A 20,299-nucleotide genomic window follows, 5' to 3' on the forward strand; every position below is an offset into this window, starting at 1 on the left:
CTCAACTTTCGGGAGGGCAGAGAAATGAAGAATACTCCAACTCAATTAGAACCAAATGCTCCTGTAACAAGAAGCCATTCAATGGGATTTGTGATTTTGATATCATGCGCGGCGGGGCTTGGCGGTTTATTGTACGGCTATGACACTGCAGTTATTTCCGGTGCTATTGGTTTTCTAAAGGATTTATACAGCCTGAGTCCGTTCATGGAGGGACTGGTGATTTCAAGCATTATGATTGGAGGAGTTGCGGGAGTCGGGGTATCCGGGTTTTTAAGCGACAGGTTCGGGCGCAGAAAAATCTTAATGACAGCGGCCCTGTTATTTGCGGTATCAGCAGTTGTTTCTGCTGTTTCACAAGACGTGTCGACCTTAATCATTGCGAGAATTATCGGAGGTTTGGGGATCGGAATGGGTTCGTCATTATCCGTCACTTATATTACGGAAGCGGCGCCGCCCGCCATACGCGGAAGTTTATCTTCCTTATATCAGCTCTTTACGATACTAGGTATTTCCGCAACGTACTTTATTAATCTCGCTGTCCAGCGCTCCGGAACATATGAATGGGGCGTGCAAACCGGATGGAGATGGATGCTCGCTTACGGAATGGTGCCATCCGTTATCTTTTTCCTTGTCCTGCTGGTCGTGCCGGAAAGTCCAAGATGGCTGGCGAAAGCAGGCAGAACAAAAGAAGCGTTATCGATTCTGACACGCATTAATGGAGAAACTGTCGCAAAAGAAGAATTGAAGAACATTGAAAACTCTTTAAAAATAGAACAAATGGGGTCACTATCACAGCTCTTCAAACCAGGTCTCAGAAAAGCGCTTATCATTGGAATCCTGCTGGCGCTCTTTAATCAAGTGATCGGCATGAACGCCATCACCTACTACGGACCGGAAATCTTTAAAATGATGGGATTCGGACAAAATGCCGGATTTGTGACAACCTGTATTGTCGGTGTCGTGGAAGTCATTTTTACCGTCATCGCAGTTTTATTGATTGATAAAGTCGGGCGCAAAAAACTGATGTCCATCGGTTCTGCTTTCATGGCTATTTTTATGATCTTAATCGGGACGTCGTTTTATTTTCAGTTAACAAGCGGATTTATGCTGATCTTCTTTATATTAGGGTTTGTCGCCGCGTTCTGTGTATCGGTTGGGCCGATCACATGGATTATGATTTCTGAAATTTTCCCGAACCATCTGCGGGCGAGAGCTGCAGGGATCGCCACCATCTTTTTATGGGGAGCAAACTGGGCGATCGGGCAGTTTGTGCCGATGATGATCAGCTCGTTCGGACTGGCCTACACGTTCTGGATCTTTGCCGTCATTAACATTCTCTGCTTCCTGTTTGTCGTCACAATCTGTCCGGAAACGAAGAATAAATCGCTCGAAGAGATTGAAAAGCTATGGATAAAATGAAAACGCTTTAAAATATGTAGCCCTTTCGATTGAGAGGGCTCTTTTATTTTGTGCGCACCATTAACGGTTTGCTGTATAAGATAGAGATATAAAGGAAAAAATATTGAATAAGAAACGCAGCTGCATGAAAACTGCGCGAATATTGTCGATGAATTGGCTCTTAACAGTTGAATAAACATTTCCACCCTGTTAAAATAATTAAAGAAAGCAGAAATGATTTTTTTTGGCTATGATGGGACGTTTTTTGTCATAGCGGGACGTTTGGTGTCCAGCAAAAAAGGAAGGAACGTTTGAGTCATGAACCAGTTAATACAAGCTCAAAAAAAATTATTGCCTGATCTTCTGCTCGTTATGCAAAAGAGGTTCGAAATCTTGCAGTATATCAGGCTGACAGAACCCATCGGCCGCAGAAGCCTGTCTGCCAGTCTCGGAATCAGCGAGCGTGTGCTGAGAGGCGAGGTTCAGTTTTTGAAGGAACAGAATCTGGTCGATATTAAAACAAACGGCATGACGCTGACAGAAGAAGGTTATGAACTGCTTTCCGTTTTAGAAGATACGATGAAAGATGTTTTAGGTTTGACGCTTTTGGAAAAGACATTAAAAGAACGTTTAAATCTAAAGGACGTCATTATTGTATCCGGAGACAGCGATCAATCCCCATGGGTCAAAAAAGAAATGGGAAGAGCGGCTGCCGCATGTATGAAAAAAAGATTTTCAGGCAAAAATATCGTCGCTGTGACCGGCGGTACGACAATTGAAGCTGTCGCCGAGATGATGACGCCGGATTCTAAAAACCGCGAGCTTTTGTTTGTGCCTGCAAGAGGCGGTTTAGGCGAAGACGTAAAAAACCAGGCGAACACCATATGCGCGCATATGGCGGAAAAGGCTTCAGGCACTTACCGGCTTTTGTTTGTTCCGGGACAGCTGTCACAAGGCGCCTATTCATCTATTATTGAAGAACCTTCTGTCAAAGAGGTGCTGAACACGATTAAATCAGCGAGTATGCTGGTTCACGGAATCGGCGAAGCTAAAACTATGGCTGAGCGGAGAAACACACCTTTAGAAGACTTAAAGAAAATAGATGATAACAACGCGGTGACAGAAGCATTCGGCTACTATTTTAACGCGGACGGCGAAGTGGTCCATAAAGTGCATTCTGTCGGAATGCAGCTGGATGACATAGACGCCATTCCCGATATAATAGCGGTAGCGGGCGGATCATCAAAAGCCGAGGCGATCGAGGCTTACTTTAAAAAGCCGCGCAACACGGTTCTCGTCACTGACGAAGGAGCCGCAAAGAAGTTATTAAGGGATGAATAATCCCTCAATATAAATATCTCTCACTTATTTAAAGGAGGAAACAATCATGGCAGTAAAAGTCGGTATTAACGGTTTTGGTCGTATTGGACGTAACGTATTCCGCGCAGCATTAAACAATCCTGAAGTTGAGGTAGTAGCGGTTAACGATTTAACAGATGCTAACATGCTCGCTCACCTTTTACAATATGATTCTGTACACGGAAAATTAGACGCTGAGGTTTCAGTTGACGGTAACAACCTTGTTGTTAACGGTAAAACAATTGAAGTTTCTGCAGAACGCGATCCTGCTAAACTTAGCTGGGGTAAACAAGGCGTTGAAATCGTAGTTGAATCTACTGGTTTCTTCACAAAACGCGCAGACGCTGCGAAGCACTTAGAAGCTGGCGCGAAAAAAGTAATCATCTCTGCTCCTGCTAACGAAGAAGATATCACAATCGTTATGGGTGTTAACGAAGATAAATACGATGCGGCTAACCACGACGTTATCTCTAACGCATCTTGCACAACAAACTGCCTTGCGCCGTTTGCAAAAGTACTTAACGACAAATTCGGCATCAAACGCGGTATGATGACAACAGTTCACTCTTACACAAACGATCAGCAAATTCTTGATCTTCCGCACAAAGACTACCGTCGTGCGCGTGCAGCAGCTGAAAACATCATCCCAACTTCAACTGGTGCTGCTAAAGCAGTTTCTCTAGTTCTTCCTGAACTAAAAGGCAAACTGAACGGCGGAGCAATGCGTGTTCCAACTCCAAACGTTTCTTTAGTTGACTTGGTAGCTGAACTGAACCAAGAAGTAACAGCTGAAGATGTAAATGCAGCTCTTAAAGAAGCAGCTGAAGGAGATCTTAAAGGAATCCTAGGCTACAGCGAAGAGCCATTAGTTTCTGGCGACTACAACGGAAACAAAAATTCTTCTACAATCGATGCTCTTTCTACAATGGTTATGGAAGGCAGCATGGTAAAAGTAATCTCTTGGTACGATAACGAAAGCGGCTACTCTAACCGCGTTGTTGACCTTGCAGCTTACATCGCTAAAAAAGGTCTTTAATTCATAGCTGAAAAAAGGACCTGACTTGGTTCTTTTGAATAGAAGCGCTATAATGAAAGCGGACAAGGGAAGGGGACGGACTCCCTTTCCCTTTTTCCATGAAGACCGGCTTTCAGAAAACGTTCTGTGAAAGAGAAGCATCTGCGTTTTGCAGCTTTCCGGCGCCTTTGCCTGCGGCCACTGCCCTGGCTTCAGACGATCTGCCCTGTGCCGAAAAGTATGCGATCTGCCCTCGCGGAGTAATCGCTTGATCAGACGGTTTCACGTTTTTCGTGCTGCATGCAAACCATTTTGAAGGAGGATCTCCTAAAGCATGAATAAGAAAACTCTCAAAGACATCGACGTAAAAGGCAAAGTTGTATTCTGCCGCGTTGACTTTAACGTTCCAATGAAAGACGGGGAAGTAACAGACGATACACGTATCCGTGCTGCACTTCCGACAATCAAACACCTTGCAGACCAAGGCGCGAAAGTCCTTCTTGCGAGCCACTTAGGCCGCCCGAAAGGCGAAGTTGTTGAGGAGCTTCGTTTAACTCCTGTTGCTGCACGCCTCGGCGAACTGCTTGGCAAAGAAGTGAAAAAAGCGGATGAAGCATACGGTGATGCTGTAAAATCACAAATTTCCGACATGAAGGACGGAGACGTTCTTGTATTGGAAAACGTACGTTTCTACCCTGGTGAAGAGAAAAATGATCCTGAGCTTGCAAAAGCATTTGCTGAGCTTGCAGATGTATATGTGAATGACGCATTCGGTGCTGCCCACCGTGCTCATGCATCTACAGCTGGAATTGCCGAGCATCTGCCAGCGGTTGCAGGTTTCTTAATGGAAAAAGAGCTTGACGTACTCGGAAAAGCAATTTCCAACCCTGATCGTCCGTTCACTGCCATTATCGGCGGAGCGAAAGTAAAAGATAAAATCGGCGTCATCGAAAGTCTTCTTGATAAAGTAGACAACCTGATCATCGGCGGCGGTCTTGCTTACACATTCGTTAAAGCGCTTGGTTATGAGGTTGGTAAATCTCTGCTTGAAGAAGATAAAATCGAGCTTGCGAAAACATTTATGGATCGCGCGAAAGAAAAAGGCGTTAACTTCTACATGCCTGAAGATGTACTCGTTGCAGATGATTTCTCTAACGATGCAAACGTAAAAATTGTGCCGATCTCTGAAATCCCTAGTGATTTAGAAGCGATTGACATTGGTACAAAAACACGCGAAACGTATGCTGATGTAATCAAAAACAGCAAACTTGTCGTGTGGAACGGACCGATGGGCGTATTCGAAATCGACTTGTTCGCTCAAGGAACAAAAGCGGTTGCGGAAGCATTGGCAGAGGCAAAAGATACATACTCTGTCATCGGCGGAGGAGACTCTGCAGCAGCGGTTGAAAAATTCGGCCTAGCTGACAAAATGAGCCACATCTCAACAGGAGGCGGCGCATCCCTTGAGTTCATGGAAGGCAAAGAGCTTCCAGGGGTAGCTGCACTGAACGATAAATAATTTTAAAACTGCTATAAGGAAGTGGAACAGATGAGAAAACCAATTATAGCCGGTAACTGGAAAATGAACAAAACACTCGGCGAGGCTGTCAGCTTCGTTGAAGAAGTGAAATCTTCCATTCCAGCAGCAGACAAAGCGGAAGCTGTTGTTTGCGCGCCAGCGCTTTTCCTAGAAAAGCTGACTTCTGCTGTTAAAGGCACTGACCTTAAAGTCGGCGCCCAAAACATGCACTTCGAAGAAAGCGGCGCGTTCACAGGCGAAATCAGCCCGGTTGCTCTGAAAGACCTTGGCGTTGACTACTGCGTCATCGGCCACTCTGAGCGCCGTGAAATGTTCGCTGAAACTGATGAAACAGTTAACAAAAAAGCACATGCTGCTTTCAAACACGGCATTGTGCCGATCATCTGTGTTGGAGAAACGCTTGAAGAGCGCGAAGCCGGCAAAACAAATGATCTTGTGGCTGACCAAGTGAAAAAAGGCCTTGCTGGTCTTTCTGAAGAACAAGTTGCAGCTTCTGTTATTGCTTATGAGCCAATCTGGGCAATCGGAACAGGCAAATCTTCTACATCTAAAGATGCGAACGACGTGTGTGCGCATATCCGTAAAACCGTCGCTGAAAGCTTCGGCCAAGAAGCGGCAGACAAGCTTCGCATTCAATATGGCGGAAGCGTAAAGCCTGCAAACATTAAAGAATATATGGCAGAGTCCGATATTGACGGTGCTTTGGTCGGCGGCGCGAGCCTTGAGCCACAGTCATTCGTTCAATTATTGGAGGAAGGTCAATATGAGTAAAAAACCAGCTGCACTCATCATTCTTGATGGGTTCGGATTACGAAACGAAACAGTAGGGAACGCAGTCGCTTTGGCGAAAAAACCGAATTTTGACCGCTATTGGAATCAGTATCCTCATCAGACACTGACTGCTTCAGGCGAGGCTGTAGGTCTTCCTGACGGACAGATGGGGAACTCCGAAGTAGGCCACTTAAATATCGGTGCGGGCCGTATTGTGTACCAAAGCTTAACACGCGTAAATGTTGCCATTCGCGAGGGAGAGTTCGAACGCAATCAAACATTCCTTGACGCAATCAGCAATGCGAAAGAAAACGACAAAGCCCTGCATCTGTTCGGTCTATTATCAGACGGCGGCGTGCACAGCCATATCAATCATTTATTCGCGCTGTTAAAGCTTGCGAAAAAAGAAGGGCTGACAAAGGTATATATCCATGGCTTCCTTGACGGCCGTGATGTAGGTCCGCAAACAGCGAAAACGTACATCAACCAGCTGAACGAACAAATCGAGGAAATCGGTGTCGGAGAAATCGCCAGCATTTCCGGACGCTACTATTCAATGGACCGCGACAAACGCTGGGACCGTGTAGAAAAAGCGTACCGTGCAATGGCATACGGCGAAGGCCCGACATACCGCAGCGCACTGGATGTTGTTGATGATTCATATGCGAATGGAATCCACGATGAATTCGTTATTCCATCTGTCATCACAAAAGAAAACGGTGAGCCTGTTGCGAAAATCGAAGACGGCGATTCTGTGATTTTCTATAATTTCAGACCGGACCGCGCCATCCAGATTTCCAACACGTTCACGAACAAAGACTTCCGCGATTTCGACCGCGGCGAGAATTATCCGAAAAACCTGCATTTCGTCTGCCTGACTCACTTCAGTGAAACAGTTGACGGCTATGTGGCGTTTAAACCGATAAATCTTGATAATACAGTCGGAGAAGTATTATCTCAGCAAGGATTAAAACAGCTTCGAATTGCAGAAACTGAAAAGTATCCGCACGTCACGTTCTTTATGAGCGGCGGCCGTGAAGCTGAATTCCCGGGTGAGGAGCGTATTCTTATCAACTCGCCGAAAGTCGCAACATACGACTTGAAGCCTGAAATGAGTGCGTATGAAGTGAAGGACGCGCTTGTCAAAGAAATCGAAGCTGACAAGCATGACGCGATTATCCTTAACTTCGCAAACCCAGACATGGTCGGCCACTCCGGAATGGTTGAACCTACAATTAAAGCGATTGAAGCAGTGGACGAATGCTTAGGCGAAGTCGTTGACGCGATTCTCGCTAAAGGCGGACACGCTATCATTACCGCTGATCACGGTAATGCTGATATTCTGATCACAGAATCAGGCGAACCGCACACTGCACATACGACAAATCCAGTCCCTGTAATTGTTACGAAAGAAGGCATCACGCTGCGTGAAGGCGGAATCCTAGGCGACCTTGCACCAACGTTATTAGACCTTCTCGGTGTTGAAAAACCGAAAGAAATGACTGGAACATCTTTAATTCAAAAATAAGCTGAAAATCAAAGGAGAGACAAACTCATGCCATACATTGTTGATGTTTATGCACGCGAAGTATTAGACTCCCGCGGCAACCCAACAGTTGAAGTTGAAGTATATACAGAAACAGGAGCATTCGGCCGCGCATTAGTGCCAAGCGGAGCTTCTACAGGTGAATACGAAGCAGTTGAGCTTCGTGACGGCGACAAAGACCGTTACCTTGGAAAAGGCGTGTTAACAGCTGTTAACAACGTAAACGAAATCATTTCTCCAGAGCTTCTTGGCTTTGATGTAACTGAACAAAATGCAATCGACCAGCTTTTAATCGAGCTTGACGGTACTGAAAACAAAGGCAAACTTGGTGCGAACGCAATCCTTGGCGTATCTATGGCTTGTGCACGTGCTGCTGCTGATTTCTTACAGATTCCTCTTTACCAATACCTTGGAGGATTCAACTCAAAAACGCTTCCTGTACCGATGATGAACATCGTCAACGGCGGAGAGCATGCTGACAACAACGTAGATATTCAAGAATTCATGATCATGCCAGTAGGTGCTCCTAACTTCCGTGAAGCACTTCGCATGGGCGCTCAAATCTTCCACAGCCTGAAATCAGTTCTTTCTGCTAAAGGAATGAACACAGCTGTAGGTGATGAAGGCGGATTCGCTCCAAACCTTGGTTCTAACGAAGAAGCGCTTCAAACAATCGTTGAAGCAATCGAAAAAGCCGGCTTCAAACCTGGCGAAGAAGTAAAACTTGCAATGGATGCTGCATCTTCTGAGTTCTACAACAAAGAAGACGGCAAATACCATCTGTCTGGCGAAGGCGTTGTGAAAACATCTGCTGAAATGGTTGACTGGTACGAAGAAATGGTTTCTAAATACCCAATCATCTCTATCGAAGACGGACTTGACGAAAACGACTGGGAAGGCCACAAGCTTCTTACTGAGCGTCTTGGCAAAAAAGTTCAGCTTGTTGGTGATGACCTCTTCGTTACAAACACGAAAAAACTTGCTGAAGGTATCAAAAACGGCGTAGGCAACTCTATCCTGATCAAAGTAAACCAAATCGGTACATTGACTGAAACATTCGATGCGATCGAAATGGCGAAACGCGCAGGCTACACTGCTGTTATCTCTCACCGTTCTGGTGAAACTGAAGACAGCACAATCGCTGACATCGCTGTGGCAACAAACGCAGGACAAATCAAAACAGGTGCTCCGTCACGTACGGACCGTGTTGCGAAATACAACCAGCTTCTTCGCATCGAAGATCAGTTGGCTGAAACTGCTCAATACCACGGTATTAACTCTTTTTACAACTTGAATAAGTAATAAAAAGACCGCCGAGATATGTCTCGGCGGCTTTTTTTATGCAAACTTTCCTAGCTGTCATTCTTATTCTCCTTCTATCTGATTACCTTGATTTGGTAATTAGTATTCATTTTATTGCTTTTTAAAGGAATCAACACAGCAGAACCGAAAAGAAAGGAGTGAATAAGAGGAGGAATGTAAAGATGAAACTGATATTAATGTCCGCAGCACTGGCCGGAAGCGTCATATGGGGAGCTTCGGCTGAACAGCTGAATGAGAAGCAGCCTCTTTCTGTGTCTGAAATGGCCCCGTTGTTTGATGAAGAGCATGCGTATGAAACCATTCATGAGCTTAGTGAAGTCATAGGTCCGAGAGAAACAGGGACAGAGAAAGAAAAAGAAGCGGCATCATACATATCGAAACGGCTTCAAGATGAGGGGTTAACTGTTCGGATTCAGCCATTTCATGTGAAAACATATTTTACTGGTTCAGTAATGGCAGGCGATCATGAATATCCAATACGCTCAGCAGATAAGAACTTTGTGGAAGATGAAGAAAAAATAGAGGCTGCCGTCTTTGACGGAGGCTATGGGTTAAACCTTGAAGTAAAAGAAGCAAAAGGAAAAATAGCCGTTATTAGAGAGGGGAAAATATCAGTATCTCAAAAAATAAAAAACGCCCAAGATGCTGGTGCGAAAGCTGTCATTATTTATAACCGCAAGACAAAACCTCTCGCGATCCGTCCGGTAAAACCAAAACACACCACAATACCGACAGCGGGAATGAAAAAAGAAGACGGAGAAGCTTTGCTGAAAGAAAAGCAGGCTGTCATTCAATTTAAGAACTATCAAAACCGCACTTCACAGAATATAATAGCGACACGCAAAGCGCAGCACACAAAACACCCGGATATTCTTTATGTAACTGCCCATTATGACACAGTTAAAGGTGCACCTGGGGCTGATGATAATGCATCAGGCACATCTGCTGTGCTGGAGATGAGTAAGCAAAGCAAGGATCTTCCTAAAAACAAAGAAATCCGTTTTATCTTATTCGGAGCTGAAGAGCTGTGGTCAGCGGGTTCCTCATATTATGTCAGTACGCTTACATCAGATGAAATCAAACACAGCCGGGCAAACTTTAACGCTGATATGATTGCGACTGACTGGAAAGAAGCCAGCCAAATGTATATAACCACTCCGGATGGCAAAAAAAATGCAAGTGTCAATTATGCAGTAAACGCTGCCCGGAAAGCACAGCTTGAAGCACCTCGCCTCACACAACTGGGATACTCGGATCACGTGTCTTTTTATGAAGCGGGCATACCTTCAGCTAATTGGATTTGGCTCAGCCCGGATACACAAGAGCCTGGTTCATGGTATCACACTGAAAATGATAATATAACACATATCAGCAAAGATAGATTGAAGGAAGCGGGGCAGCTCTTGCTATCTGCTGTAAAAGAGGCGAATATAGAATAAAAAACAGGCTTCGGCCTGTTTTTTAATTTTTCACTAAATTCTTTCAATTAAGGGAGATTCTCTCACCATTCTCCTAATAAATACCTTATCATAGGTACGTAAAATACCAATTACTAGTAAATCACAACATAATGTCCTACAAAATAAAAGGATACAAAACTCATTTACCGTTTTTTTACTTTTGTTATAATTGCAGTATCGATCGATAATTGTTTAATTTTGTAAAAATATATCCTTTTCTATCTTATAGGGGGTCCAAAAATGAATCCTGTCACACAAGAAGCTCGAAACCTAGGTCATAAGCGGCTTTTAGAATTGATTGAAACAAAACAGGCTGTTGTAGGTGTATTAGGGATGGGATATGTGGGGTTTCCTCTTGCATTGGAATGTGTCAATAAAGGATACAGCGTCATCGGCTTCGATAGGAACAGCGAAAAAGTTTCTTTGCTGAAAGACGGGCACAGCCATATTCGGGATATAGACGATAACCAATTAAAAGCGGTATTACAAACAGAGCGTTTTCAAGTGAGTGAGAATATGTCTCTCATTGAACATTGCGACATTATTGTGATATGTGTTCCGACACCTTTGAACAAAAAAGATAAAATTCCCGATCTAAGCTACATAGACAGTGCAGTTGACAGTATGTTGGCTTACGGAAGAACAAATCAGCTCTTAATTTTAGAAAGTACAACCTATCCGGGTACAACCAAACAAAAAATCGCCGATAGAATGGCAACAGGGCGGCAGGTAAACATAGGCTCAGATTTTTTTATAGCTTATTCTCCTGAACGAATTGATCCTGGGAACAGCCAATATGAAGTTGCCGATATCCCTAAAGTGGTCGGCGGAATGACCCGGAATTGTACAAAACTTGCCTCAGCGTTTTACAACACTATCGTTACAAGCATTCATCCAGTAACCTCACCTGAAGTAGCAGAAACAGCTAAACTCCTAGAGAATACCTACCGTTATGTAAATATAGCTCTCATCAATGAAATGGCACTTAATTGCCGAGAACTCGATATTGATATATGGGAAGTGATCAATGCAGCAGACACAAAGCCGTTCGGGTTTCAAAAATTCAGCCCCGGCCCTGGCGTAGGCGGCCATTGTATACCGATTGATCCTTTTTATTTTAAATGGATAGCCAATCAAAAGGGATTGCAGACAAAGCTGATTGATTTAGCTGATGAAATTAATTCTGAAATGCCGTTTTCAGTGTCCGACTATGCCATGAAGCTGGTTGATAAAGAACCGTGCAGCATTTTATTAATAGGTGCTGCTTATAAAAAAAATACCAATGATTCTCGTGAGTCTTCTGCATTTGCAATTATCGATGATCTGATGAAAAAGGGATGCACGATAGATTACTATGATCCTTTTATCAGTGAAATTCGCCTGGAAGACGGCAGCATCAAGCGCTCCGTCCCTTTCACTAAGGAGAAGATCAACCAATATGATGTCGTCATTATTCATACTGATCATGATGATATAAATTACAGCATATTGCGGGATACAGCCCCTATTATTTTCGATACCAGAAATATTTGCAGAGAAAAAATGGCTGACAATGCAAAGCTTGTCACACTATAGGAGGGAACTACCATTAGTAAACGATTTATCTCTTTTCACAGACCTGATATCACAAACGAAGAACTGGAAACTGTAGCCGAAACAATCAAGTCAGGATGGATTTCAAAAGGTCCGAAAGTGATTGAATTTGAAAAAAAGCTGGGCGAATATCTAGGCGCGGAACACGTAATCAGCTGTAATTCAGGAACAGCTGCCTTACACATGGCATTGCTTGCACTCGGTGTAGGAAAAGGCGATGAAGTTATTGTTCCAAGCTTCACGTTTTGTTCAAGTGTAAACGTCATTTTGCATGTCGGAGCAACCCCGGTTTTTGCGGACATCTGCGAGGATGATTTATGTATAGATCCGGAAGATGTTAGACAAAAGCTTTCACCGCGCACAAAAGCAGTCATTGCGGTCCATTTTGCAGGTTATCCGGCAAATTTGGATGAGCTTAGCAGCATATGCAAGGAAAATGGACTGTACTTGATTGAAGATGCCGCTCACGCGCTTGGGACAAGATATAACGGGAAGATGATCGGCACACATGGAGATGCAGTATGCTTCAGCTTTTATGCAACCAAAAATATTACGACGGGAGAAGGAGGAGCTCTTATTCTTAAGGATGAAGAGGCAGCCGAGAGAGCGAGACTGTATGGGTGGCATGGCATTACAAAAAATGCTTGGAATCGATACGGTGAAAAGGGCAGCTGGCGATATGATGTTTTACTTCCCGGTTTTAAGTACAACATGACAGATATCCAGGCTGCGCTCGGGCTCATTCAATTGAAACGTGCTGCTGAGATCCAAGAAAAACGGACAAGAATCGCAAAGTATTATGCGTCTGAGCTTACAAATCAATCAGAAAGAGCAGAACTTCCTTTGACAGACATCCCCAGCTATATCACCCACTCTTGGCATTTGTTTATTCTGCGGGTGAAAAAACGCGGGGAAATGGAGCGAGACCAGTTTATTGAAAATATGAAAGCGAAAAATATTGGCTTGAGTGTCCACTTTATCCCTGTGCATATGCATCCCTACTATAGTGAGCATTTTCCCGCAAAGCTGCCGGTAACTGAACGCATCTTTCCTGAAATTGTATCACTGCCTCTTTATAGCCAGCTATCGAAGGAAGATTGTCAATATATCGTTCAATCAATTAAAGATGTTTTATCTTTAAGCCAGGAGGTCGGACAATGAAACACATTGCTATCTTAGGTGGAGCAGGCTTTATAGGAAGTGAATTAGCCGGGTTATTACAGAATAAAGGCTATCATGCGATCATCGCTGATCAAAAAAAACCGGATTTTCAGGCGGAGTTCCGACAAACGAATATTTTAGATCGGCAATCGCTTAAGGAATCATTAAAAGGAGCAGATGCTATTGTTCATTTAGCGGCAATGGTCGGAGTAGACAGCTGCCGCAGCAATGAAGAGGACGTCATCAAGGTAAATTTTGAGGGAACGAAAAACGTAACGGAGGTATGCAAGGAGCTAGGCATCAAAACCCTTCTTTTTTCCTCCAGCTCAGAGGTATTCGGGGACTCACCCGATTATCCGTATACGGAATCGAGTAAGAAGCTCCCTAAATCTGCTTATGGAAAAGCAAAATTGAAGTCAGAGGAATATTTGAGGGAGCAGGCATCAAACTCGTTGAATGTCAGAGTTGTCCGGTACTTTAATGTATACGGCCCGAAGCAGCGGGAGGACTTTGTCATTAACAAGTTCTTCAGTTTGGCTGAATCTGGTGCAGAGCTTCCGCTTTATGGAGACGGCGGCCAAATCAGATGCTTCAGCTACATTAGTGATATCGTTAACGGAACATATCTGGCACTTCTGCATAAAGGCAGTGTTTTTGAAGATTTCAACATAGGAAACAATATGCCCATCAGCATAAAAGGGCTGGCAGAGAAAATCAACGTAATGACAGGCAGGAAGAAAGAGAATTACACCTTTAAAAAGCTGGGTGAGGATGGTGTCCGAGGTAAAGACATTGAAATTTTCAAACGTGCTCCTTCCATCGAGAAGGCAAAGCGAATGCTTGGATATGCTCCTAAAGTTCACCTTGATGAAGGCCTGAGGATGATTAAAGTTGAAAGACAAAAACAAAAACTTCCATTATCCTGAGAATCCCAAACAGATCAAGTTTCCCATTTATGCGAGGCAGCTTTCAGGCAGAAGTCTTTTCCCGGCATTCACTCATTTCATCTCAGCTAAAAAAACCAGGTTGGCAGAAAAACTGGAAAAACGCTATGGAAAGGGTATCGAATTGACTTCGAGCGGAAGTGCGGCGTTGGTGCTTGCACTGAAACTTTCCGGAGCGGAGCCTGGAAAAGAAGTTATTTTTTCTTCTTTCAGCTGTCCGAATGTAATTGATGCTGTGCTTCAATCCGGGGCTTCTCCAGTTTTCGCTAATCTGGATGATGATTTATCCTTGTCTTTTGAAGATGTGAAAAACAAAGTGACCGAGAGGACATGCGCTGTCATTTTGACGCACGTCTACGGTCGGAAGGAAAACATGAATCTTATTGAGTGGGCGAAAGCGAAGCGTATTCGTGTCATCGACGATGCTGCTCAGGCTATGTTTACAAAACAAGCCGGAACATTTGCAGGCGGTTTGGGGGATTTTGGTATCTTGAGCTTTGGAATGTCGAAGCCTCTCGGCAGTATAGGGGGCGGAGCATTAATCGCTCGGAAAGATGTGCTGGACAAAATCAGCAGGCTGCCGATGGAACAGCGAAAGCAAGTAGATGCTGATTATGATGCTTATATGAGACAGCAGCGAATGCAGGCCTTGATGAGTTCTAAGGCTCTATCTTTCTTATTCAGAAAAGCAGGTGTTCGTACTTCTTTAAAAACGAGCAAACTTGAAGTCCTTCCGAAAAAACCTGCTACTGTCCCTTTATTGCGAATGCATCCGGTGAGACAAGCCATTATCGAATACCAGCTGTCCAAGATGGAGCGGTTGGTGAAAGACTCATCAAGAAATTTGGAGACGGCAAGATACATTTTTGCGGAGGCAGAAGAGTTATACGGGATCAAGATGATTCAGCCTCAGGCGGGAGAGAGCCTGAACTATTTGACAATCGTATTTCCTCATGAAGGCGAAAGGTACGATTGCTCCGTTTATTTAGCGGCAAAAGGCATTCAAACATGCTGGAACTACCTTCCTCTTCACCTGATTCCGCTATATCAGCCTTATTCACAACTTGAGGATGAAAATTCTCTTTGGAAAAGAGTTCTTTCACTGCCGTTCAAACCGCCTCTTGGTACAGAGCAGGTGAAGTATATTGCTGAAACTGTTTTAACGTATGCAAAGCAAAAGAATAAGAAATGAATGTTGGTGATATATCGTGGAAAAAACAGCATTTTCCGTAACTCCTCAAGCATGGGATCGGGCTGCTGACATATTTCAGGTTGGGTTGTTTCAAAGCTATGATTGGGGGAAGCTCATGGAAGAGCTCCCCAATACCTCGTTTCACCCCGTCAGGCTGACATCGGACGGCGGACAAGTGATATATGTTCCGGTGTTTGAGCAGAATGGCTCGCTCAGCGGTAATATGATAGGATACGGCGGCGTCATTTCAGACCGTCCAATTTCATTCGAATGGCTGCAAAGCGAAATCAAAGCATTATTTGGACAGAAACTATCGCGGCTCCTGCTTCCGCATGACCAAACCCCTTTTATCGAAGAAACGGGAGAACAATGGGTGGAGAAAACAACACACATTTTGTCGCTTCCCGATACATTTGAAGAGCTATGGACAAACTGTTCGGGAAAAGCACGGACTGCAGTCAGATATGCGGAAAAGAAAAATGTATCCGTCCGCTTAATCGGACAGGAGTCGATTCATGAGTTTTACGATTTGTATAAGGCGCATATAGCAGCTATCGGCGCAGCATATATGCTAAGCCAGGATTTTTTTCAGAGGCTGCATGAAAGCCTTGGCAGACAAGTCTTTTGGGTAGGGGCATTTCTTGAGAATGAAATGATCAGCAGCAGTATTTTTCTATATGACCATTCTCATTTCTATTATTGGCAGAATGTAAACAGCCCTGCCGGTAAAGAAACGCAGGCTTCTTATCTGTTAATGCGGAACGCTTTATCATTCGCCATCGACAAGAAGCTTCAATGGGTTGATTTTGGATATTCTCACAGTAAAGAAATTGCCAGACCGAAACGATATTGGGGAGCTGAAGAGAAACGATGTCGACATTTCACAGAAACGGAGTAAAAGTGGTAAGCGGCCATCAGTCCAGTTATCTCCCTTGGTATGGTTTTTTTGAAAAAATTCATAAATCAGATGTATTTGCGATTCACGATACAGCCCAGTTTGAGAAAAAAGGATTTCTCAATCGGAACAGGATAAAAACGTCTCAAGGCCCTACGTGGCTGACTGTTCCTCTGCAGATGAAAAATTATAAGGATATTGAGCTACGTGATATGAAAATTGATCAAGAACAAGACTGGCGAAAGAAACACTGGATGGCGATAAAAATGAATTATGCAAAGGCTCCCTATTTCGAGGAATATCAAATGTTTTTTAAAGATGTCTATCAGCAGGAATGGGAGTACCTTCACGATTTGAATATGTACATCATTGATTTTTTTCTGCGTGAACTTCGTATTTCAACGCCAATTTGCTATGTTTCGGAGCTCGAATGCCGGAATGAAAAAAAGAGTGATTTTGTGCTCGCACTTTGTAAGGAACTAGGGGCTGATCATTATTATTCAGGCAGCCAAGGATCAGACTATTTAATAGAAAGTGATTTTGATAGAAGCGGAATTACAATCGAATACCAGCAAATCAGGACAATACATTATCCGCAGTTATTCGGAGAGCACATTCCTCATCTCTCTATGCTTGATATGCTTATGAATTGCGGGGCGGATATTTCCGAAACGTTAATCAAAGGGGGACAATATAATGAAAGTAATGGTATTTGCGGCGCACCCGGACGATGAAATTATCGGCGTCGGCGGAGCTCTGGCGAAACATGTCCGTCAAGGAGACAGTGTGTCGGCTGTCATTATGGCTGAGGGAAAATCGTCCAGAAAAGAAGATTATGAAAAACCTTGTGATTCGCTCATGCAGCATTCCTATAGTGAAACGGAACAAGCGCTTAGCACGCTCGGCATAAGCGATTTTGTCAGATTAAATCTTCCTGATAACAGGCTTGATTCACTGGATTTGCTGGATGTCGTAAAAGAAGCAGAAAAACAAATTGAACGCTTTCAGCCGGATATTGTATATACACAATACGGCGGTGATATTAATATTGACCATACCGTAGTATTCAGAGCGGTGATGACGGCAACCCGCCCGCTTCCAGGTCATTCCGTAAAACAGGTCCTGGCATACGAAACATTATCCTCGACAGAGTGGAACTATTTGAATAAGGATCAATTCCACGCGAATTTCTTCATTAATATAGAAGAAGAGCTTGAACTGAAGCTGAAGGCTATGGCGTGCTACGATTCGGAGCTGAGGGATTTCCCGCATCCGCGGTCCTTGCAAGCGATTGAAAATAATGCATATGTTTGGGGAGCTAAATCCGGTTTTTCTGCAGCAGAAGCTTTTATGCTTGTGAGAGGGACGTGGTGACGGATGATTGCGCAAATACCGTTTTTCGGGTTAGACCCGAAGCAAATTGATAAAAAGTGGGTCGAAGCAGGATATGGCCTTGAAGCCAATATTTTTGACGGAAAATCGTTTGAAGCAACAGATTATGTTAAAACCTTCAAGCGGACACTTGATTACACAAAACAGCTTGAGCCGTCATTATTGACACTTCATTTTCCCACCGACAATGCGGATTATGTTCATGAAGCGCATATAAAGGACCGTCTGCTTCATTTTGCAGAGCTTGCGGATGTATATGGCGCCAAGGGGATAATTGTTCATGCCAATCAATTTATGTCCGTTGAAGAATTTCAAGGCTATGATTTAGAAGGAAACCGCAGAAAAGTCATTGAATTTTTTGCAGAGTTTGATGAAGAGCTAAAAGGAACAGATATATGGATTGGAGTCGAAAATCTGCCGATTATCGGGAATCTGGGCGAAGACTTTGACCCGATATTCATTTATCCTGAGGATTTTGAGGAACTGATTCAGCTCGGTTTAAAACATATCGGGATTACATGGGATCTGTGTCATTGGGCCATTACCTATCAGACACATTTATCATCATCACTTATGTTCAGGAATGAAAAGCTGAGATACCCTGACTTTTTTCAATTTCTTTCCTTAAAGGACAGCATTAAACATTATCATTTCAGTTCGTTTTGCCAGCTAGCCTTCCCGCATGGAGGTGTCCGCTGTTTTGAAGGGCGTCATCCCGCAGAAGGAACGATAGATGAAACATTGCTCAGACAAGCAGCAGAGATGTTAAAAGAGATACACCGCGGTGATGGCACAGGTATCGTATTTGAAGTGATGGAAGAGGATTATACACAAAGAAAAGAATCATGGAGAACATTAGAATGGTTCGGCGGTGCTTCTGATGAAGATCAAAAACGGCCGTGATTCGGCATATCGAACACCAAATTATGCCAAACTTTGGGCTGCACAAGTATTTTCTTCCGCGGCGGATGGCGTCTGGCTCATCGCGCTTCCGCTTCTTGTACTCGATTTGACCGGAAGTAAAATATTGGTCGGGGTGATTTCTTTTATCGAGCTCGTTCCCCTGACCTTCGGAATGTTTACAGGCCCCTTAATTGATTCTTTACGAAAAAAAACCATATTGTATATGTGTAATACAGGAAGGGCAGTCATTATGATTCTCTTGGCAGTCCTTAGCGCAAATGGTTTTTTAACTGTATGGATCATCGGTGTATGCGCATTTTGTTTATCGCTGCAATCGATGCTCTTTTCCCCGGCGAAAGTCGCGCTTATCCCGATACTTGTCCCTCAGAAACATCTAGATCAAGCGACATCTTTAATGAATACAAGCGAACTTATTGGTCTGATCGTCGGAAAGCTGATCAGCGGCGTTTTACTTGCGGCCATTCCGTTCGGGCTGCTGTTTTTCATTAATGGAACCGCCTTTTTTGTATCCGCTGCATTGATTGCAGTTATCCACATTTCAGAACCTGCCGGCCTAAAAAGCAAAGGGGCAGAAGCCCTTAAGACAGGATACAGAATGCTGAAAGGCAACTCATCTTGGATGACTTCTGTCGGTTATTTTTTTATCGTGAATCTTGTCATTGCCGGGTTTATTTCGGTTATGGGGCCGATTCTTGCAGTGGAACGTTTTCATGAAAACTATTCTGTGTGGTTCGCCGTCATGTATGCAATGTTTCAGGGCGGAATGCTCTTAGGTAATCTTGCTGTATTTTTTAAGTGGAATACTAAGCGGCTTGAACGGCTCTATCCCAGAACTTTAACAGCTGTCGGATTGCTCATAATGTTTTTGTTTTTTCAGCTTAGCGGGCTTGAATGTGTCATTTTTTTGATACTAGGTGTTATTATCTCGTATATTGATGTGCAAACAGTTCTGTTTTTTCAAAAGACTGTTCCGACTGAATACTTCGGAAGAATTTTCGCGCTTATTTTTTCTATTGTAAAGATGGGAGAACCTCTTTCAGCAGCTGTTTATACAGTGCTTCTTGTGTTTATGGACGCTGATTATATTTTTCTGGCTGTCGGTCTGACCCTCGTGCTGACTTTTTTCATACTGTCAGTGAGGCAGGGAATGCAACGGGATGCCGGGAAAAAAGCGAATCAGTTTTTTTAATTTCTATATGAAAGAGCTGCCGATTATCATACGGCAGCTCTTTCATTAAAGATCCAAATAAAGTCTCACCATATCACGGCATTGTATGCCGTTTTCGAAAATGTCCTCATCATAATGTCGGGTAAAGAAATCATGATCGATGGCCTGCAGGCGGAAACCGCATTTTTGATAGAGAGAAAGCTGATGAATGCTGGAATTTCCCGTGCCGATTTCAATCGTGTCCGCACCCAGCTCCTTTGCCTTTTCGATGGCGTCATGGACAAGCTGTTTGCCAAAACCCTTCTTTTGAAGAGACTCTTTTACGGCAATATTTACAATTTCAACTGTTTGCGGCCTTGTTTTTAGCAATACATAAACACCGGCAAGTTCATCACCGGCCCAAGCTGTGTAACATTCTCCTCTTTCAAGATATTCATCTACAATGTCTTTCGACGGATCGGCGAGCAGCAATAGATCGTATAATTCGTCATTTGCTTTTTCTCTTATTTGAATCCTGAGCTTTTGCACGTACATTCCACCTTTTCATATGTTTATAGAGATATTTTCATGATTTCCTCCAATTTCATACCATTCTATTATAAAATATGTAACATAGGA

Annotated in this window: 18 protein-coding genes; 17 read left to right on the forward strand and 1 reads right to left on the reverse strand. The window is 43.7% G+C overall.

The genetic code is table 11. The features are described from left to right. The first annotated feature begins 24 nt into the window (after nucleotides 1-24). The 17 genes from araE to DIC78_RS14135 all read left to right on the forward strand — a co-directional run bounded on the left by araE (nucleotide 25) and on the right by DIC78_RS14135 (nucleotide 19,702). On the forward strand, nucleotides 25-1,419 hold the full coding sequence (araE, locus tag DIC78_RS14055; protein ID WP_024122896.1) for an arabinose-proton symporter AraE: 1,395 nt from the start codon (nucleotides 25-27) through the stop codon (nucleotides 1,417-1,419). A 297-nt stretch (nucleotides 1,420-1,716) separates the two neighbouring features. Beyond that, complete coding sequence (gene cggR / locus DIC78_RS14060) at nucleotides 1,717-2,739, forward strand: gapA transcriptional regulator CggR (protein ID WP_106019573.1); 1,023 nt, start codon at nucleotides 1,717-1,719, stop codon at nucleotides 2,737-2,739. Between the two features lie 46 nt (nucleotides 2,740-2,785). Further along, entirely contained in the window at nucleotides 2,786-3,793 is a 1,008-nt protein-coding gene (gene gap, locus DIC78_RS14065; protein ID WP_010331916.1) for a type I glyceraldehyde-3-phosphate dehydrogenase, read from the forward strand. A 313-nt stretch (nucleotides 3,794-4,106) separates the two neighbouring features. Further along, nucleotides 4,107-5,291 (forward strand): phosphoglycerate kinase, encoded by a 1,185-nt coding sequence (locus tag DIC78_RS14070; protein WP_095712992.1) that lies wholly within the window; start codon nucleotides 4,107-4,109, stop codon nucleotides 5,289-5,291. Between the two features lie 30 nt (nucleotides 5,292-5,321). After that, nucleotides 5,322-6,083: a triose-phosphate isomerase gene (gene tpiA, locus DIC78_RS14075; RefSeq protein ID WP_010331914.1), complete on the forward strand. Its 762-nt coding sequence runs from the start codon at nucleotides 5,322-5,324 to the stop codon at nucleotides 6,081-6,083. Next, the gene (gene gpmI, locus DIC78_RS14080; RefSeq protein WP_024122892.1) at nucleotides 6,076-7,611 is read left to right on the forward strand and encodes a 2,3-bisphosphoglycerate-independent phosphoglycerate mutase; all 1,536 of its coding nucleotides are present in this window, start codon (nucleotides 6,076-6,078) and stop codon (nucleotides 7,609-7,611) included. Before tpiA ends, gpmI begins: the two co-directional genes overlap by 8 nt. Before the next feature lie 27 nt (nucleotides 7,612-7,638). Then, nucleotides 7,639-8,931, forward strand: coding sequence for a phosphopyruvate hydratase (eno, locus tag DIC78_RS14085; protein ID WP_007409956.1), 1,293 nt, complete (start codon nucleotides 7,639-7,641; stop codon nucleotides 8,929-8,931). Between the two features lie 182 nt (nucleotides 8,932-9,113). Continuing rightward, a complete protein-coding gene (locus tag DIC78_RS14090; RefSeq protein WP_095712998.1) occupies nucleotides 9,114-10,391 on the forward strand; it encodes a M20/M25/M40 family metallo-hydrolase in 1,278 nt (425 codons plus the stop codon). A 261-nt stretch (nucleotides 10,392-10,652) separates the two neighbouring features. Continuing rightward, nucleotides 10,653-11,987 carry a nucleotide sugar dehydrogenase gene (locus DIC78_RS14095; protein ID WP_106019571.1) on the forward strand — a complete coding sequence of 445 codons (1,335 nt, stop codon included), beginning with the start codon at nucleotides 10,653-10,655 and terminating at the stop codon, nucleotides 11,985-11,987. Nucleotides 11,988-12,050: 63 nt separating this feature from the next. Further along, entirely contained in the window at nucleotides 12,051-13,166 is a 1,116-nt protein-coding gene (locus DIC78_RS14100; RefSeq protein ID WP_240671146.1) for a DegT/DnrJ/EryC1/StrS family aminotransferase, read from the forward strand. After that, entirely contained in the window at nucleotides 13,163-14,092 is a 930-nt protein-coding gene (locus DIC78_RS14105) for an NAD-dependent epimerase/dehydratase family protein (RefSeq protein ID WP_095713000.1), read from the forward strand. Before DIC78_RS14100 ends, DIC78_RS14105 begins: the two co-directional genes overlap by 4 nt. Then, complete coding sequence (locus tag DIC78_RS14110; protein WP_127696468.1) at nucleotides 14,058-15,302, forward strand: aminotransferase class V-fold PLP-dependent enzyme; 1,245 nt, start codon at nucleotides 14,058-14,060, stop codon at nucleotides 15,300-15,302. Before DIC78_RS14105 ends, DIC78_RS14110 begins: the two co-directional genes overlap by 35 nt. 16 nt (nucleotides 15,303-15,318) lie before the next feature. Further along, a complete protein-coding gene (locus DIC78_RS14115; protein ID WP_106019568.1) occupies nucleotides 15,319-16,200 on the forward strand; it encodes a GNAT family N-acetyltransferase in 882 nt (293 codons plus the stop codon). Then, complete coding sequence (locus DIC78_RS14120; protein WP_101859935.1) at nucleotides 16,173-16,931, forward strand: WbqC family protein; 759 nt, start codon at nucleotides 16,173-16,175, stop codon at nucleotides 16,929-16,931. Before DIC78_RS14115 ends, DIC78_RS14120 begins: the two co-directional genes overlap by 28 nt. Continuing rightward, nucleotides 16,894-17,571, forward strand: a complete 678-nt coding sequence (locus DIC78_RS14125; RefSeq protein ID WP_024122884.1) for a PIG-L deacetylase family protein — start codon at nucleotides 16,894-16,896, stop codon at nucleotides 17,569-17,571. Before DIC78_RS14120 ends, DIC78_RS14125 begins: the two co-directional genes overlap by 38 nt. A 3-nt stretch (nucleotides 17,572-17,574) precedes the next feature. Further along, nucleotides 17,575-18,492 carry a TIM barrel protein gene (locus DIC78_RS14130; RefSeq protein ID WP_095713004.1) on the forward strand — a complete coding sequence of 306 codons (918 nt, stop codon included), beginning with the start codon at nucleotides 17,575-17,577 and terminating at the stop codon, nucleotides 18,490-18,492. Further along, nucleotides 18,470-19,702 carry an MFS transporter gene (locus tag DIC78_RS14135; protein ID WP_106021990.1) on the forward strand — a complete coding sequence of 411 codons (1,233 nt, stop codon included), beginning with the start codon at nucleotides 18,470-18,472 and terminating at the stop codon, nucleotides 19,700-19,702. Before DIC78_RS14130 ends, DIC78_RS14135 begins: the two co-directional genes overlap by 23 nt. A gap of 45 nt (nucleotides 19,703-19,747) precedes the next feature. On the opposite strand, the gene DIC78_RS14140 is transcribed toward DIC78_RS14135, so the two are convergent. Next, nucleotides 19,748-20,215: a GNAT family N-acetyltransferase gene (locus tag DIC78_RS14140; protein ID WP_081638366.1), complete on the reverse strand. Its 468-nt coding sequence runs from the start codon at nucleotides 20,213-20,215 to the stop codon at nucleotides 19,748-19,750. Between the last annotated feature and the right edge of the window lie 84 nt (nucleotides 20,216-20,299).

The sequence above is a fragment of the Bacillus halotolerans genome (genome assembly GCF_004006435.1).
Classification (GTDB): domain Bacteria; phylum Bacillota; class Bacilli; order Bacillales; family Bacillaceae; genus Bacillus; species Bacillus halotolerans.

What these genes read in the sequence shown, in the direction of transcription:
- DIC78_RS14135 (WP_106021990.1), top strand. Translation starts at nt 18,470, where the DNA reads ATGAAGATCAAAAACGGCCGTGATTCGGCATATCGAACACCAAATTAT.
- DIC78_RS14125 (WP_024122884.1), top strand. Translation starts at nt 16,894, where the DNA reads ATGAAAGTAATGGTATTTGCGGCGCACCCGGACGATGAAATTATCGGC.
- tpiA (WP_010331914.1), top strand. Translation starts at nt 5,322, where the DNA reads ATGAGAAAACCAATTATAGCCGGTAACTGGAAAATGAACAAAACACTC.
- DIC78_RS14120 (WP_101859935.1), top strand. Translation starts at nt 16,173, where the DNA reads ATGTCGACATTTCACAGAAACGGAGTAAAAGTGGTAAGCGGCCATCAG.
- DIC78_RS14095 (WP_106019571.1), top strand. Translation starts at nt 10,653, where the DNA reads ATGAATCCTGTCACACAAGAAGCTCGAAACCTAGGTCATAAGCGGCTT.
- DIC78_RS14070 (WP_095712992.1), top strand. Translation starts at nt 4,107, where the DNA reads ATGAATAAGAAAACTCTCAAAGACATCGACGTAAAAGGCAAAGTTGTA.
- eno (WP_007409956.1), top strand. Translation starts at nt 7,639, where the DNA reads ATGCCATACATTGTTGATGTTTATGCACGCGAAGTATTAGACTCCCGC.
- gap (WP_010331916.1), top strand. Translation starts at nt 2,786, where the DNA reads ATGGCAGTAAAAGTCGGTATTAACGGTTTTGGTCGTATTGGACGTAAC.
- DIC78_RS14090 (WP_095712998.1), top strand. Translation starts at nt 9,114, where the DNA reads ATGAAACTGATATTAATGTCCGCAGCACTGGCCGGAAGCGTCATATGG.
- DIC78_RS14105 (WP_095713000.1), top strand. Translation starts at nt 13,163, where the DNA reads ATGAAACACATTGCTATCTTAGGTGGAGCAGGCTTTATAGGAAGTGAA.
- cggR (WP_106019573.1), top strand. Translation starts at nt 1,717, where the DNA reads ATGAACCAGTTAATACAAGCTCAAAAAAAATTATTGCCTGATCTTCTG.
- DIC78_RS14140 (WP_081638366.1), bottom strand. Translation starts at nt 20,215, where the DNA reads ATGTACGTGCAAAAGCTCAGGATTCAAATAAGAGAAAAAGCAAATGAC.
- DIC78_RS14130 (WP_095713004.1), top strand. Translation starts at nt 17,575, where the DNA reads ATGATTGCGCAAATACCGTTTTTCGGGTTAGACCCGAAGCAAATTGAT.
- gpmI (WP_024122892.1), top strand. Translation starts at nt 6,076, where the DNA reads ATGAGTAAAAAACCAGCTGCACTCATCATTCTTGATGGGTTCGGATTA.
- araE (WP_024122896.1), top strand. Translation starts at nt 25, where the DNA reads ATGAAGAATACTCCAACTCAATTAGAACCAAATGCTCCTGTAACAAGA.